Source organism: Micromonospora sp. IBHARD004 (assembly GCF_052814115.1).
The window spans coordinates 3,390,070-3,403,557 of the sequence record NZ_CP199934.1 but is presented as its reverse complement, the minus strand read 5'-3'; the positions used below and the strand labels follow the sequence as shown (position 1 = coordinate 3,403,557).

Sequence of the window (13,488 nt, the reverse complement as noted above, 5' to 3'; positions counted from 1 at the left end):
ATCACGGCCGGCCGGTCGAGTGCGAGGGGAGAGGTGAGCCCGTGGTCGCGGATCGCCCGGTCCGATGTTCTCTGCGTGCCGGCCGAACTCGAACTCGCGCGTGCACGCCGACGACGGTCAGACCCAGGTCCGCATAGTCACGGTGCCACGCCTTGACCTAGGGCGGCGAGCTCACCCGCCGCTCGACGGTGATGGGAGGGAGCTGCACGGTCATGTCCGTCGTTCCGCCGACACGTCGACGGCCGCGGCGCCGACGATGGACTTGTCACCGTCGTTCTGCACGTAGCCGACCACCGAGGCGTGTCGTGGATCGAGGTCCGGCGGCACCGCGATTTCGACCCGCCCACGCACCAGGTCCACCTTCGCGGACGTGAAGGCGCGTACCACGCCGTCCTGCCGCAGCCTCCGCCCGGCGTTCTCACCCCGGGGGACGTCGTTCTCCAGGCCACGCTCGACGACCGCCACGTTCAGCACCGCCAGTTCCGGCGGTCGCTCGGCCTGATAGTCCACCACCACCCGGCGCCCGCCGCCCGTGCCCTCGGCGACGTCCTCGACCGACAGCGCGAGCGACGTGGCAGCTGCTTCCGTGAGGGCGGACTTGATCGCTGATGACGCCTGCCGGTGGTCGGAGCCGACGAACTCGACGGTGCCGTTGACGACCATCTGCGGCGTGTACAACCCCCCGGAGCCGAAAGCGCGCGCGTAAGCCTCCTGCCGAAGGGTATGCGCCGGATCGCCGTACGGGTCGGCCCAGCCCAGGTGGTCCCAGTAGTCGACGTGGAAGCCGAGGGCGTAGACGGGCTGCCCCCGCTCCCGGGCGTCGCGGTCGATCTCGGACAGCACCTCCTCGGCGGGAGGGCAGCTGTTGCAGCCCTGGGAGGTGAACATCTCCACGACGGCGAAGCCACCACCCGCCGAAGGGCGTCCACTACCCGACCCTGTGCGCGAGGTGTCCGTCACGGCGCCGCCTCCTCGGTCAGTCCTGCTGGCGGCACTGGCCTTCCCGTTACAACCGCCACCATGCCCGCGCTTCTGGCGTGGAATAGGCTGGGGTGCCGGGTTTGTTGATCTTGATGTGAGGAAGGGTGAGCAGCCTCCCTGGATCGTCTCCGACGAGCTGTGTGGGCGGGGATTGAGCCGCTGTTGCCGGTCGTGCCGCGTCGAGCCGACCATCCCGGTCGGCGGCGCTGGACGATCGCAAGGTGTTGTGTGGGATCTTGTTTGTGCTCAATACGGGGATTGAGCATGGCGGCGCCCTCGACGACGTTCGAGCCGGCCCTTGCTGAAGAGGGTGAAGAACTTCTCGTTCCGCGACTGCATCCGTAGGCCCATGGGAGATCACTCCTGGGCCGGCGGTACCGCCGTACGCGGCGCGCCGCCGTGTCGCGAGAGGTTGTCCGTCCAGCGGACGATCAAGGGAAAGGGAAGTACCCACTCCCTTCCACTCTCAACATATACCGCACCGGGGGACTTGCGGCAAGACCCGGGTCGTGCCGCAGAATCGTCGGCCGAGGCCAGAACCTACGGAAATGGGAGTCGCGAAATGCGTGTGTTGTTGTCGACGATCGGGTCGCGCGGGAACGGGGTTTCATGCTGACGTGCATGGTCTTCACCCAAGCAGAACTCGACTACCTGGCCACGCAGCACATCGGGCGGCTGGCCACCGTCTCGCCTGACGGGCAGGTGCAGAACAACCCGACCAACTTCTTCGTCGATGCCGGCACTGGCACGATCGTCATCGGCGGGGGCGCGTTGGGCTCGTCGAAGAAGTTCCGGAACGTCCAGCAGGGCAGCACGGTCGCGTTCGTCGTGGACGACCTGGCGACGGTCGATCCGTGGGCGCCCCGAGGCATCGAGATCCGGGGCACGGCGGTGGCGCTGACGGACCACGAGCCGCCCCTGCCGTACCTCTCCCGGGAGATCATCAGGATCACACCTACCAAGATCGTCTCGTGGGGGCTGGACGGGCCGCGAGCGAGCCGTACGGTGTGAAATCTCGCCAGGATGGGGCTACACAAACCTGAGCGGGTTGGGGATGGCGACGTAGCACACGCGGTGGAGCGGGCCTGCGCAGGCCGCTCGCCATGCTGTCGCGCCTGGACCGGTTGGGCGACGTGCCGGTCGTGATCATGCTGCCGTCGCCGCACGCGCTGTTCGGCGCGGCGCTCGACATCCACCGGGCGTCGATCGGCCTGCCACCGGTGGACAACGTCCGCGACCACGTCTTGGGCCGCGCGACGCGTACGCGCAGGTCGTCGCGGCCCTTCACGGGCGCCGCGTTCCGCACCGCGATGATCCGCTGGGCCACGGCGGGCGACGGCGCGGCCCCGCTCGCCGACCAGGTGGACGAGGCGTTCGCGATGCTCGCCGGCGGCCTGGCCACACCCACCCCTACCACCGAGGAGAGCTGATGACCGTTCAACCCGAGCCGAGCGCGGCCGGGACCCCGGCGGCGATCGCGCCGGCCGACCTGGCCGTGGCCGGCGTGCCCGTGGCCGCCGAGGCGGCCGCCCGCGACGAGGTGCCGGCCGAGCAGTCCGGGCGGATGTCGCACGCCGAGGTGATCCAGGCGCTGTCCGGCCTCATGCTCGGCATGTTCGTCACGATCCTGGCCTCGACGATCGTCTCCAACGCGCTGCCGCGCATCATCGCCGACCTCGGGGGCACCCAGTCGGTCTACACCTGGGTGGTCACCACCGAGCTGCTGTCGATGACCGCGACCGTGCCGCTCTGGGGCAAGATGGCCGACCTCTACAGTAAGAAGCTGCTGATCCAGCTCTCGCTGAGCCTGTTCGTGGTCGGCTCGCTGATCGCCGGCTTCGCGCCGAACGTCACGCTGCTGCTGGTCAGCCGCATCGCGCAGGGCGTGGGCGCCGGCGGCATGGGCGCGCTCGCGATGATCGTGATGGCCGCGATGATCCCGCCGCGCGAGCTGGGCCGCTACTCCGGCGTCTTCGGCGCGGTGTTCGGCGCGGCCACGATCGCCGGCCCGCTGATCGGCGGCGCGCTGGTGGACACCTCGTGGCTGGGCTGGCGCTGGTGCTTCTTCATCGGCATCCCGTTCTCGCTGGCCGCGATCGCCCTGCTGCAGAAGACGCTGCACCTGCCGATCGTCCGGCGGCCCGTGAAGGTCGACTGGCTGGGCGCGCTGCTGATCATGGCCGGCGTCTGTACGCTGCTGATCTGGTCCAGCCTGGCCGGTCAGCACTTCGCCTGGGGCTCGTGGCAGACCGCGGCGTTCGTCTGCGGCGGCGTGCTCCTGCTCGCGCTCGCGGTGTGGACCGAGTCGCGGGCCGCGGAGCCGATCATCCCGCTCGGCATCTTCCGCAACCGCACGGTCACGCTGACCGTGGTGGCCAGCACGCTGGTCGGCGTGGCGCTGTTCGGCGGTACGGTGTTCCTGTCGCAGTACTTCCAGGTAGCGCTCGGTAAGTCCCCGACGGTGGCCGGCCTGATGAGCCTGCCGATGATTTTCGGTCTGCTGGTGTCCTCGACGGTCGCCGGACAACTCATCACCCGGTTCGGGCGCTGGAAGGCGTACCTGGTGGTGGGCTCGCTCGTGATGACCGGCGGCTTCCTGTTGCTCAGCACGATCGACGCGAAGACCGGCGTGGTGCTGCTGGCGGCGTACATGGTGGTGCTCGGGGTCGGGGTCGGCATGCTCATGCAGAACCTCGTGCTCGCCGCGCAGAACGACGTGCCCGCTGCCGAGTTGGGCGCGGCCACCTCGACGCTCACCTTCTTCCGCAGCATGGGCGGCGCGATCGGGGTGAGCGCGCTGGGCGCGGTGCTCACCAACAGGGTGACCTCGCTCTTCGTCGACCACTTCGGTGCGGCGGCGACCGGGGGCGGCAGCGCCAAGGTGCCCGACCTCGAGACGCTGCCCGCGCCGGTCCTCGCCGTGATCCGCGACATCTACGGCACGGCGACCTCGGACCTGTTCCTGGTGGCCGCGCCGATCGCGTTCCTCGCCGTGCTCGCGGTGGTCCTCATCAAGGAGAAGCCGCTGTCCACCCTCACCGGCGACGAGCGCCGTGCGCGGGAAGCGGCGGCGGCACCGCGCTGAGTCGCGCGGGGCGCCTGGCCCGTCGGCCACGGGTCAGGCGCCGCGCGGGGCGTACATGATGACGGCCACGCCGCACCGACCACCCGTGGCTGGCGGCGGACCCGATCCTCGGCCCGTGGCAGGAGCCGACGGACCTCGACGTCATGCAGACCGGCGCGTGGATCCTGCCGGACGAGCGCCCGCTCCCGGCCGAGTCGGTGGCGTTCCTGGACGCCGGCACACCACCGGTGTACGTGGGCTTCGGCAGCATGCCCATGCGCGCCTCGAAAGACATCGCCCGGGTGGCCATCGAGGCGATCCGCGCGCAGGGCCGCCGCGCACTCGTCTCCCATTGCAAGCGACCTCAGATCGGAGCTGATGCCGTGAACCCCCTGACTACCAGCGTGTTTGACCTTCCCGACCACCTCTCCCCCAAGGCCGACCCGACGCTGATCGCCGGCGACGAGCAGCACTTCGCGGCCATCGCGGAGAGCCTCGAGCAGGTGGACGCCGACCTGTCCGACCGCCTCGACGCCGCCCGCAAGGCACCCGGCGGCAAGGGCCGGCAGGCGGTGGACCGGGACCAGGAGGTCCGCCGACTGACCGCTCGCCTGCGACAACTGCGTCGCTTCGACCTGGACCTGTGCCTGGGACGCATGGTCAGCGCGGACAACCCCGAGCCGGTGTACGTCGGACGACAGGGCCTCACGGACAGCGCGGGTCGTCGGCTGCTGATCGACTGGCGCTCCCCGGCGGCTGAGCCGTTCTTCGGAGCGACCCACGCCAACCCGATGGGCCTGGCCAGCCGCCGCCGCTATCGCTGGACCCGCGGCCGGATCAGCGACTACTGGGACGAGGTGTTCACCGCGGACGGCTTCGAAGGGCACGCCGCCGCGCTCGACGACCAGTCGGCCTTCATCGCCAGCCTGGGCGGCAACCGGTCGAACCGCATGCGGGACGTGCTCGGCACCATCCAGGCCGACCAGGACGCCATCATCCGAGCGGGATCTCGCGGCGCTCTCGTCGTCGACGGCGGTCCGGGTACGGGCAAGACGGTCGTCGCGCTGCACCGCACCGCCTACCTCCTCTACTCCGACCCCCGCCTCGGTCACCGCCGGGGCGGCGTGCTGTTCGTCGGCCCGCACCAGCCGTACCTGGCCTACGTCGGCGACGTCCTGCCCAGCCTCGGCGAGGAGGACGTCCAGATCTGCACCCTGCGGGACCTCGTCGCCGAGGGAGCCGCCGCCGCGATCGAGACCGACCCGGAGGTGGCCCGCCTGAAGTCGTCCGCGGACCTGGTGAAGGCGATCGAGACAGCCGTCAGGTTCTACGAGGAGCCGCCGACCAAGGGGATGACGGTCACGACCGACTCGTCCGACATCCGGCTGAGCGCCGACGATTGGGCCGAGGCGTTCGAAGCACGAGAACCCGGTACCCCGCACAACGAGGCACGCGACCAGATCTGGGAGGAGCTGCTCACGATCCTGGTGGACAAGCACGACGGCGACGAACCGGCCGACCTGGTCCGCATGTCGCTACAGCGGAACAAGGAGCTGCGCACGGCCTTCAACCGCGCGTGGCCGCTGCTCGAAGCGGCCGACCTCGTCGGAGATCTGTGGTCGGTACCCGCCTATCTGCGCAAGTGCGCTCCCTGGCTCAGCCCCGACGACGTTCGGACGTTGCAGCGCCAAGACGCCCAGGCCTGGACGGTGTCCGACCTGCCGCTCCTGGACGCGGCCCGGCAGCGGCTCGGCGACCCGGAGGCCTCCCGACGTCAGCGCCGGCACGATGCCGCGGTCGCCGCCGAACGCGAACGCATGGCCAGGGTCGTCGACGACCTGATCGAGGCCGATGTCTATGACGACGGCGAAGGCCTGCTGACGATGCTGCGCCAGCAGGATCTGCGGGACGCCCTGGTCGACGAGTCCGGACTATCGGGTGCCGACCCGGACCTGCTCGCCGGCCCGTTCGCGCACATCGTCGTGGACGAGGCTCAGGAGCTGACCGACGCTGAGTGGCAAATGTTGTTGCTCCGTTGCCCGTCCCGGAGCTTCACCATCGTCGGGGACCGCGCCCAGGCCAGGCACGGGTTCACGGAGTCGTGGCAGGAACGGCTCGAGCGGATCGGGCTCGACCGGATCAACCTGGCCTCCCTGAGCATCAACTACCGGACGCCGGAAGAGGTCATGGCGGAAGCCGAGCCGGTCATCCGGGCCGTGCTCCCGGACGCCAACGTGCCGACCTCCATCCGCAGCAGCGACGTCCCCGTCGTACACGGATCTGCTTCTGATCTGAGCTCGATCCTCGACACCTGGCTCGCCGCCCACGCCGACGGGATCGCCTGCGTCATCGGCGATCCCACATTCCGGACGACGTCCCGCGTCCGGTCGCTGACCCCGGAGCTGTCGAAGGGGCTCGAGTTCGACCTGGTCGTCCTCATCGACCCGGAAGCATTCGGCAAAGGCATTGAAGGAGCGGTCGACCGCTATGTCGCGATGACTCGAGCGACCCAGCAACTCGTCATCCTCACGAGATCCTGACAACGTGATCGCCGCCTGACGATCATGAGGACCCCTACCGAAGTTCGACGGAACGCGGCGGACCCACCACCCCGACAGCCGTTGTGCTGCCGCAGGTGGTCACGCACCGCCGAGCCGGCCGGCACCTCCCCGGTGCCGGCCAGTCCCGACGTGACCCCCGCCGCCCACCCCGGGCAGCGCGAGGACCAGTTGGCCCGCGGAGGCCCGCCCCACCACCCGGTGGGGAGTCGCTCGCCCTTCAGGGCGAGGATCCACAACACCCACCGCAAACCCGGTGAACGTTAGTGGACACCGCACTAGTGCAACAGGAGCAGTTGCGGGTTGACGGAGCGCAGCGAGACCTAGGGAGGGGTCTCGCTGCCTCCTCGCTGATCCAACCCTGCGGTGACCGAAATTGCCTCAGCGGGGACAATGGAACCCGACGAGGGAGGTCGGCGATGGGTGAGGATCGAGGGCACACCGACCGGTTAACGGACGAGGAGTTCGAAGTCCTGCGGCACGTCAGGTTCGGCGAGCTGCCCGCCCGAGTCGCGCCGGCGGACCAGGTCGAGACGGCAGAAACGGATCCCCCGCACGAGGAGCCCGAGCAGCCTCCGGTGCGCCGGGAGTGGGGGTAGGAACTGGACGTCCATCCGATGCCAACAGGGAGGGCCGTCCCGGTGAACGACGCTAGCGGCCAGCGACGGTCATGAAGACTCCCCGGTCCACCGTTCGGGCGGATGGGCAACGTCGACCTGGCACCGTCGAATCGGCGAGTCTACGAGAACATCCCTGCCAGGGAATCGTTGCGCGGCCTGCGAACCACACTCCGCCGCCGGGTGACCGCCAGGGAGCTGACTAGAGCTCGACACCACACGATCCGTCGCAGTACGGGGCGAGCCCGGTGGCGCCGCAGGCGCAGGCCGCCATCCGGGTCTCGCGGCGCATCCCGACACCGACGCCGGGCTGATCCGTCCACACCCGCAAGTCGCCCCGCAAGAGGAGGGGACCACCGGGCACCGCTCGTACGGTCGTCACCGGATCAGGTTGCTCGGTGTCGGCACCGGTCGTCAGGCGATACTGCAAGGCCCCGGTCGGGCACCGCCTGATGACGGTCGCGACCTCGTCTCCCAGTGCGGCCCCGGGCAGGATCCATGGGCGTCGTCCGACGTCGAACACCTTCGGTAGACCCCGGACACACTCGCCGGCGTGCCGGCACCGGCGAGCGTCGTAGCTGACCAGGATCTCCGGGCCGGAGTACCGCTTCCCGTCATCGAAAGGGTCGTGCGTGGCCGGCTCGGTCACGGGTGCCGGACCAGGTCGGCGTACTCCGCATGGCGGCGGATGTAGGAGACGATGAACGGGCAGAGCGGGGTGGCGAATCGGCCCTGCCGTCGCACATCGTCCAGCGCCTCCCCGACCAGCCGCGAGCCCAGTCCGCGCCCCTCGTAGGCGACGTCCACCTCGGTGTGAGTGAACACCACACGGTCGCCGACGAGGCGGTAGTCGGCGAAGCCGGCGAGAGTGCCGTCGACCAGCACCTCGTACCTCTTCATCTCCGGGTTGTTCCGGATGACGATCATGTCCACGTCACTCACTGTTCGCCTCCCTGGTTGATCGGCCCCGCCGCGTGCACCCGGAGCGTGCGTACATGTTCCTCCACCCATCGCCGACCTGGCCAACTGTCTGTGGGGGCTGTTCCCGTCATCACACTCCGCCAGGCGTCAGGCTTCTGGGCGCTCGGAGAAAAGTGCCTGCTCGCCGTGCTGGCGGAGCTTCCGGAGGCGGCGCGACTCACCCTCACCTGGGACCAGGACGCAGATCGCACCGCTGCTGCGTGACGGCGTGTCCTTCGCCCATCCAGGCCAGCCATGGCAAGGCGGCACCAACGAGAACACCAACGGGCTGCTGCGTCAGTACTTCCCCAAACGCACCGACCTGTCGCAGCACACGGCCGCCGATCTCCGCGCCGTCGAGCATTCTGACCTGGGCAAACGCGAGACGGCAGGTAGGGGGCGGTGCCGTGCAGTTGGGTGCCGTTGGGTGCAATTGACGGCCGTTCAGTGCAGCCCGCTGCTCCCAATCCGCTCCCCGAACCTCCGATGGCGCCGCCGACCGCCATCAGCCCGAACGCCGCCGCTGGGGCGCGCCCGATAAAGCCTCGTCCGCGAGCGGGCCTCCGGGCGCACGTGGAGGCTCCAGCCCGGCGGCCTGGTGGCAGGCTGCCGCACCCGACACATCGCTCAGGACGGGCTCACCACCGCCTTCGTGCCAGAGCCGTTCGTCTTCAGTCCCGGCGTCTCGGCACGCGCGCGGGCGACGATCCGCCCACGCTCCGATTCCGGGAAGCCGTCGAGTCTGGCTCGGACCTCGTCAGCGTCCACGTCAGCGCCGAAGAGCTCGGTGCCTGGTTCGAAGCGTATGCCTTCGGCGAGGGGGCCGGCGATGACCGGGGCGAAGCCGAGTGCGTCCACGAGGGAGGCGACGGCGGCGAGATCGGCGGGGTCGTCGCCGGCGATCGCCACAGCCGTGCGTGCGGCAACGCCTGCGGGGCGGGCCTTGTCCTCGATGTCGTGGTAACCCACGTGGTTGAACGCCTTGACGACACGGGCGCCGGGAAGGAACGCCTGGACGATCTCGCTCGAGGACGTGCGCGGGTCGGTGAGGTCGTCTCGGATGCCGTCGACTTCCCACCAGTAGTTCATCGCGTCGACGACGAGCTTGCCGCGCAGCGCGTCTGCGGGGATGCTGCGGTACTTGCCGAGTGGCAGGGCGAGGATGACGATGTCGGCGCGGGCCGCGGCGTCGACGGCGGTGGTGGCGACCGCGCCGGGAGTGAGCACCTCGACGGTGAGCGCAATTCTGGCGGGGTCGCCGGAGCCGGCGATGAGCACACGGTAACCGGCGGCCAGGGCGAGCCTGGCGAGAACGGTTCCCAGCTTGCCGGCACCGAGGATGCCGATGGTTCGGCGGCCGTTCTCGGCGGTGTCGTTCATGTCTGTTCCGATCGTGTTCGATGCCGCGTACGTGGGATCAGTTGGCGAGGATGTCGCGGACCATGGGGATCACCTTCGTGCCGTAGAGCTCGACCGCCCGCAGCCGGGCGGATACTGGCTGTGCGCCCGCGGTGTAGATGAGGTCGAACCGGCCGACGCCTAGGGCGTTGATCGTGCGGGCGATCTTGCGGGCGACGGTCTCCGGCGAGCCGATGTAGAGGGATCCGTGCTCGATCTCGGCGTCGAACTCGGCGCGGCGGATCGGCGGCCAGCCGCGCATGGCGCCGATCCGGTCACGGATGACCCGGTAGTGCGGCCAGAACACCTCCTTGGCTTCCTGGTCGGTGTCGGCGATGAAGCCCGGCGAGTGCATTCCGACCGGATGCGCGGTCGTGCCGAACTGGTCGGCGGCTCGCCGGTACAGATCGAGGTAGGGCGCGAAGCGGTCGGGCTGGCCGCCGATGATGGCGAGCATGAGCGGCAGGCCGTGGCGCGCGGTGCGCACGACCGACTGCGGCGAACCGCCGACGCCCACCCAGGTGGCGAGGCGCCCCGACTCGGTCTTCGGGAAGACGTCGGCCTGCTCGAGCGGGGCGCGCATGGTGCCGCTCCAGGTGACCGGCTGCTCGTCGAGCAGCTTCACGAAGAGGTCGAGCTTCTCCTCGAACAGCGCGTCGTAGTCGCTCAGGTCGTAGCCGAACAGCGGGAAGGACTCGGTGAACGAGCCGCGTCCGAGGATGACCTCGGCGCGGCCGTGTGACAGCGCGTCTACGGTGGCGAAGCGTTGGAACACCCGTACCGGGTCGTCCGAGCTCAGCACGGTCACGCCGGAGCCGAGGCGGATGCGTGAGGTGCGCGTGGCGATGCCGGCGAGCACGGTCTCCGGGGTCGACACCGAGTACTCCGGTCGATGGTGCTCCCCAAGGGCGATGGCGTCGACGCCGAGCTCGTCCGCCAGCACCGCCTCATCGACGACCTGCCGGATCGCGGCGGCGTAGGAGATCGATGTACCGGAGTCGTCCTCCGGGACGTCGCCAAAGGTGTCGAGGCCGAACAGGATTTCAGGCATGGGTGGGCTCCTTGGTGAGTAGTTCCCGCACCCGCGGGGCGACCTCGCGGCCGAGCAGTTCGATGCTGCGGGCGCGGGCCCGCCGGGGTAGGTACATGACGTCGTACTTGAGGTCGAAGCGGCTGAGTCGCAGGTCGCGGGCCATCGTGGCGATCTTCTGGGCGACTGTCTCGGGAGACCCTACGAACAGTGCCCCGCGGTCGATCTCGGCCTCGTAGCGTTCGCGGGTCGGCTTGTAGAAGCCGCGTTCGCGGGCCAGTTGCGCCACGACCGGTCGCCAGTAGCGCCACCAGGTCTCCGCGGCCTCCTCGTCGGTGTCGGCGACCAGGCCGAGCGAGTGCTGTCCGATCGGCTTCGGGGCGTGCCCGTACTGTTCGAGCGCGCGGAGGTAGAGATCGACGTGGCCGGCGAACCGTTGCGGGCGCCCGCCGATGATCGCGAGCATGAGCGGAAGTCCGTAGCGGGCGGCGCGGACCACGGAGCTCGGGCTGCCGCCCACGCCGATCCAGGTCGGGATGCCTCCCGGTCGCATCCGTGGGTGCAGGCGCTGCTCGATCAGCGGGCTGCGGACGGTGCCCGACCAGGTCACCGAGTCCTCCCGCTGGAGCCGCATGAACAGTTCGAGCTTGTCCTCGAACAACTGCTCGTAGTCGGCCAGGTCGTAGCCGAACAGCGGAAACGACTCGGTCGCCGAGGCGCGCCCGAGGATGAGCTGTGCGCGGCCGTTCGACACCGCGTCGAGTGTCGAGAATTCGTGGTAGAGCCGGACGGGGTCGTTCGTGCTGAGAACCGTGACCGAGGTGCCGAGCCGGATGCGCTCGGTGGCCGTCGCGATCGCCGCGAGCAGCACGGGCGTCGCCGAGTCCGTGAAGCCCTCGCGGTAGTGCTCCCCCACGCTGAACAGGTCGAGGCCGACCGATTCGGCAAGCTGCGCCTCCTCGACGACCAGCCGGACGGTCTCGGCGTCGCTCAGGACACGGTCGCCGTCGGTGGCTACTTCGCCAAATGTGTTGAGGCCCAGTTCGAAGCCTTCGGCGCTCATGGTCTCCTCCGTGCTCCAGTCCCAGGCAGTGCGGCGCGCCACCCTCGGCAGACTGATTGACGTGTCAATTGTGCCCACGGTATGATTGACACGTCAAATGGAGGACGGATGACGGAGAACACACCGCAGCGGCGGAGAGGGCGCCAGTTGCCGACCGCCGAGCAGTTGCGGATCTGGCGCGACTTCATCGAGACGGCGGAGGCACTCAGGTCCGAGCTCACATCACGCCTGCAGAGCGAGTCCTCGCTGTCGCCCGGCGACTACGCGGTGCTGCTCGCCCTCAGCGAGGCCGAGGGGGCGCGGATGCGCTCCTCCGAGCTCGCGGCGGGCATCGGCTGGGAGCGCAGCCGTCTCTCCCATCACCTCGGCCGCATGGAGCGGCGCGCACTCATCCGCCGCGAGGAGTGCGCCGCCGACAACCGGGGAGCCGAGGTCGTGCTCACCCCGACCGGCGCGGAGGCATTCCGGGGTGCGACGGTCCCGCATCTGCGCGCCGTCCGCGAACTCTTCGTCGACGCGCTCACGCCGGATCAACTCGCCGCGGCAGGCGAGGTCGCCGCAACGCTCAGCGCGCATCTCGGCTCATCCCGCAAACCGTGACGATCCGGGAGCCCGTTACCGGCGCCTCCGGCAACGGGCTCCCTACCTGAAAATATTTGCGATGGGCGATACTGGGATCGAACCAGTGACCTCTTCGGTGTGGATGTTGATCTCGTGCGCAACCACGCGCTGGCGAATTCCACCAGCGTCGACGTACCCGCTGGTGAACGTGTCGGTGAACCCTGCCGGAAGCTGCGGCGCCTGCGAGACGGAGCCGGGGCCTTCCGCGGCGGGGAACCCGCTGGAAGACCGGATCGACCAGCTGGTCACCGATGGCTTGTGAGAAGAACACCGACGATCATGCGGTGGCGCGGGCCACAGCGTAGACCCTGACCAATGGCGCGGCCTGCTCGATGCAGGGCTGGCCCGGGTGGCGGGTCGATTCGGCCCTCCGGTTGGCCGCCGTATTGTCTAGGGAGCCACCAATCTCCCGAGGAGTGCCCATGGCCCCGCCCGTCGTCCGCTCGCTGCCTCGGCAGATCCGCGAGTACATCGTCGAGGGGATTGTCAGCGGGCGCTGGAAGCCGGGCGAGCGGATCGTGGAACGGCGGATTGCCGTGGAGTTGGAGGTCAGCCAGACGCCCATCCGGGAGGCGCTGCGCGAGTTGGAGGTGCTGCGGTTGATCGAGTCCGCACCCAACAAGGGCGTGCGGGTACGCAATTTCTCCGCGGCCGATCTCGAGGAGATCTATCCCGTGCGGGCCGGCCTCGAGCAGATCGCCGCTTCGCTTGCCGCGCCACGGCTGGGCAAGGACGTCTCCGTCCTGGAGCCCGAGGTCGCCGCGCTCTACGAGGCCGATCGCAGGAGTGATGCCGAGGCCCAGGTACGGCATACGGTCGCCTTCCATCGGGAGTTGGTGCGCGCATCCGGCAACAGCGTGCTGCTGCACACCTGGGAGTCGCTCGGTATCGAGGTGTGGACGACGCTCTCCATCCGCTGGCTGGGCACCCGCCAGCAGTCGTACGCGGAGGAGCACGAGGCCATCGTTGAGGCCTTTCGGCGACGGGATCCCCGGGTCGACGCGTTGGTCAAGGAGCATGTGCTCGGTTGTGCTCCCCACGTCTGATTTCGCGACATGGGATGCCACTTTCGTGGCCAGCGGAAAGCTTGCTCGGCGCTATTTGATCGATCATCGATCAGATCTATAGTGGCGTTGGACCCCGGGCTGTCCCGGCCGGCAGGTCCCCTGTCTCACCGTCTCGACCTCCCGCCCCGC

At 69.4% G+C, this 13,488-nt stretch carries 13 protein-coding genes and 1 pseudogene; 7 read left to right on the top strand and 7 right to left on the bottom strand.

From position 1 onward, the window contains the following. Positions 1–210: 210 nt before the first annotated feature. Positions 211–960: a DUF1223 domain-containing protein gene (locus ACTWO6_RS16545; protein ID WP_446220499.1), complete on the bottom strand. Its 750-nt coding sequence runs from the start codon at positions 958–960 to the stop codon at positions 211–213. A 642-nt stretch (positions 961–1,602) separates the two neighbouring features. On the opposite strand from ACTWO6_RS16545, the gene ACTWO6_RS16540 reads away from it, so the two are divergent. From ACTWO6_RS16540 to helR, 4 genes are all read left to right on the top strand, one after another. Further along, positions 1,603–1,992: a PPOX class F420-dependent oxidoreductase gene (locus tag ACTWO6_RS16540; protein WP_446220498.1), complete on the top strand. Its 390-nt coding sequence runs from the start codon at positions 1,603–1,605 to the stop codon at positions 1,990–1,992. 92 nt (positions 1,993–2,084) lie between these two features. Beyond that, positions 2,085–2,411, top strand: a complete 327-nt coding sequence (locus ACTWO6_RS16535) for a hypothetical protein (protein WP_446220497.1) — start codon at positions 2,085–2,087, stop codon at positions 2,409–2,411. A gap of 134 nt (positions 2,412–2,545) precedes the next feature. Further along, a complete protein-coding gene (locus tag ACTWO6_RS16530) occupies positions 2,546–4,066 on the top strand; it encodes an MDR family MFS transporter (protein WP_446220683.1) in 1,521 nt (506 codons plus the stop codon). A 143-nt stretch (positions 4,067–4,209) separates the two neighbouring features. Further along, entirely contained in the window at positions 4,210–6,585 is a 2,376-nt protein-coding gene (gene helR, locus ACTWO6_RS16525; RefSeq protein WP_446220496.1) for an RNA polymerase recycling motor ATPase HelR, read from the top strand. Between the two features lie 837 nt (positions 6,586–7,422). Here helR and ACTWO6_RS16520 read toward each other — a convergent pair. Together ACTWO6_RS16520 and ACTWO6_RS16515 are read right to left on the bottom strand one after the other, a co-directional pair. Then, positions 7,423–7,869 carry a (4Fe-4S)-binding protein gene (locus ACTWO6_RS16520; protein ID WP_446220495.1) on the bottom strand — a complete coding sequence of 149 codons (447 nt, stop codon included), beginning with the start codon at positions 7,867–7,869 and terminating at the stop codon, positions 7,423–7,425. Then, positions 7,866–8,162 (bottom strand): GNAT family N-acetyltransferase, encoded by a 297-nt coding sequence (locus tag ACTWO6_RS16515; protein WP_446220494.1) that lies wholly within the window; start codon positions 8,160–8,162, stop codon positions 7,866–7,868. Before ACTWO6_RS16515 ends, ACTWO6_RS16520 begins: the two co-directional genes overlap by 4 nt. A 150-nt stretch (positions 8,163–8,312) precedes the next feature. Here ACTWO6_RS16515 and ACTWO6_RS16510 point away from each other — a divergent pair. Next, positions 8,313–8,538, top strand: a pseudogene (locus ACTWO6_RS16510) (transposase); the annotation flags it as partial. 269 nt (positions 8,539–8,807) lie between these two features. Here the strand turns inward: ACTWO6_RS16510 and ACTWO6_RS16505 are convergent. The 3 genes from ACTWO6_RS16505 to ACTWO6_RS16495 are packed head-to-tail and all read right to left on the bottom strand — an operon-like array spanning position 8,808 to position 11,671. Further along, on the bottom strand, positions 8,808–9,560 hold the full coding sequence (locus ACTWO6_RS16505; RefSeq protein WP_446220493.1) for an NADPH-dependent F420 reductase: 753 nt from the start codon (positions 9,558–9,560) through the stop codon (positions 8,808–8,810). Positions 9,561–9,597: 37 nt separating this feature from the next. Further along, on the bottom strand, positions 9,598–10,629 hold the full coding sequence (locus ACTWO6_RS16500) for an LLM class flavin-dependent oxidoreductase (RefSeq protein ID WP_446220492.1): 1,032 nt from the start codon (positions 10,627–10,629) through the stop codon (positions 9,598–9,600). Beyond that, positions 10,622–11,671, bottom strand: coding sequence for an LLM class flavin-dependent oxidoreductase (locus ACTWO6_RS16495; protein WP_446220491.1), 1,050 nt, complete (start codon positions 11,669–11,671; stop codon positions 10,622–10,624). The genes ACTWO6_RS16500 and ACTWO6_RS16495 overlap by 8 nt, the downstream gene beginning before the upstream one ends. A gap of 108 nt (positions 11,672–11,779) precedes the next feature. On the opposite strand from ACTWO6_RS16495, the gene ACTWO6_RS16490 reads away from it, so the two are divergent. Then, the gene (locus ACTWO6_RS16490) at positions 11,780–12,271 is read left to right on the top strand and encodes a MarR family winged helix-turn-helix transcriptional regulator (protein ID WP_446220490.1); all 492 of its coding nucleotides are present in this window, start codon (positions 11,780–11,782) and stop codon (positions 12,269–12,271) included. 42 nt (positions 12,272–12,313) lie between these two features. Here the strand turns inward: ACTWO6_RS16490 and ACTWO6_RS16485 are convergent, their stop codons facing one another. Next, positions 12,314–12,541 carry a hypothetical protein gene (locus ACTWO6_RS16485; RefSeq protein ID WP_446220489.1) on the bottom strand — a complete coding sequence of 76 codons (228 nt, stop codon included), beginning with the start codon at positions 12,539–12,541 and terminating at the stop codon, positions 12,314–12,316. A 173-nt stretch (positions 12,542–12,714) separates the two neighbouring features. On the opposite strand from ACTWO6_RS16485, the gene ACTWO6_RS16480 reads away from it, so the two are divergent. Next, positions 12,715–13,338, top strand: a complete 624-nt coding sequence (locus ACTWO6_RS16480) for a GntR family transcriptional regulator (protein WP_446220488.1) — start codon at positions 12,715–12,717, stop codon at positions 13,336–13,338. Positions 13,339–13,488: the final 150 nt, after the last annotated feature.

Excerpts from the sequence above, each read along its gene's own strand:
- ACTWO6_RS16540 (WP_446220498.1), top strand. The coding sequence starts at position 1,603 with ATGGTCTTCACCCAAGCAGAACTCGACTACCTGGCCACGCAGCACATC.
- ACTWO6_RS16500 (WP_446220492.1), bottom strand. The coding sequence starts at position 10,629 with ATGCCTGAAATCCTGTTCGGCCTCGACACCTTTGGCGACGTCCCGGAG.
- ACTWO6_RS16505 (WP_446220493.1), bottom strand. The coding sequence starts at position 9,560 with ATGAACGACACCGCCGAGAACGGCCGCCGAACCATCGGCATCCTCGGT.
- ACTWO6_RS16490 (WP_446220490.1), top strand. The coding sequence starts at position 11,780 with ATGACGGAGAACACACCGCAGCGGCGGAGAGGGCGCCAGTTGCCGACC.
- ACTWO6_RS16480 (WP_446220488.1), top strand. The coding sequence starts at position 12,715 with ATGGCCCCGCCCGTCGTCCGCTCGCTGCCTCGGCAGATCCGCGAGTAC.
- ACTWO6_RS16495 (WP_446220491.1), bottom strand. The coding sequence starts at position 11,671 with ATGAGCGCCGAAGGCTTCGAACTGGGCCTCAACACATTTGGCGAAGTA.
- ACTWO6_RS16530 (WP_446220683.1), top strand. The coding sequence starts at position 2,546 with ATGTCGCACGCCGAGGTGATCCAGGCGCTGTCCGGCCTCATGCTCGGC.
- ACTWO6_RS16535 (WP_446220497.1), top strand. The coding sequence starts at position 2,085 with ATGCTGTCGCGCCTGGACCGGTTGGGCGACGTGCCGGTCGTGATCATG.
- helR (WP_446220496.1), top strand. The coding sequence starts at position 4,210 with ATGCAGACCGGCGCGTGGATCCTGCCGGACGAGCGCCCGCTCCCGGCC.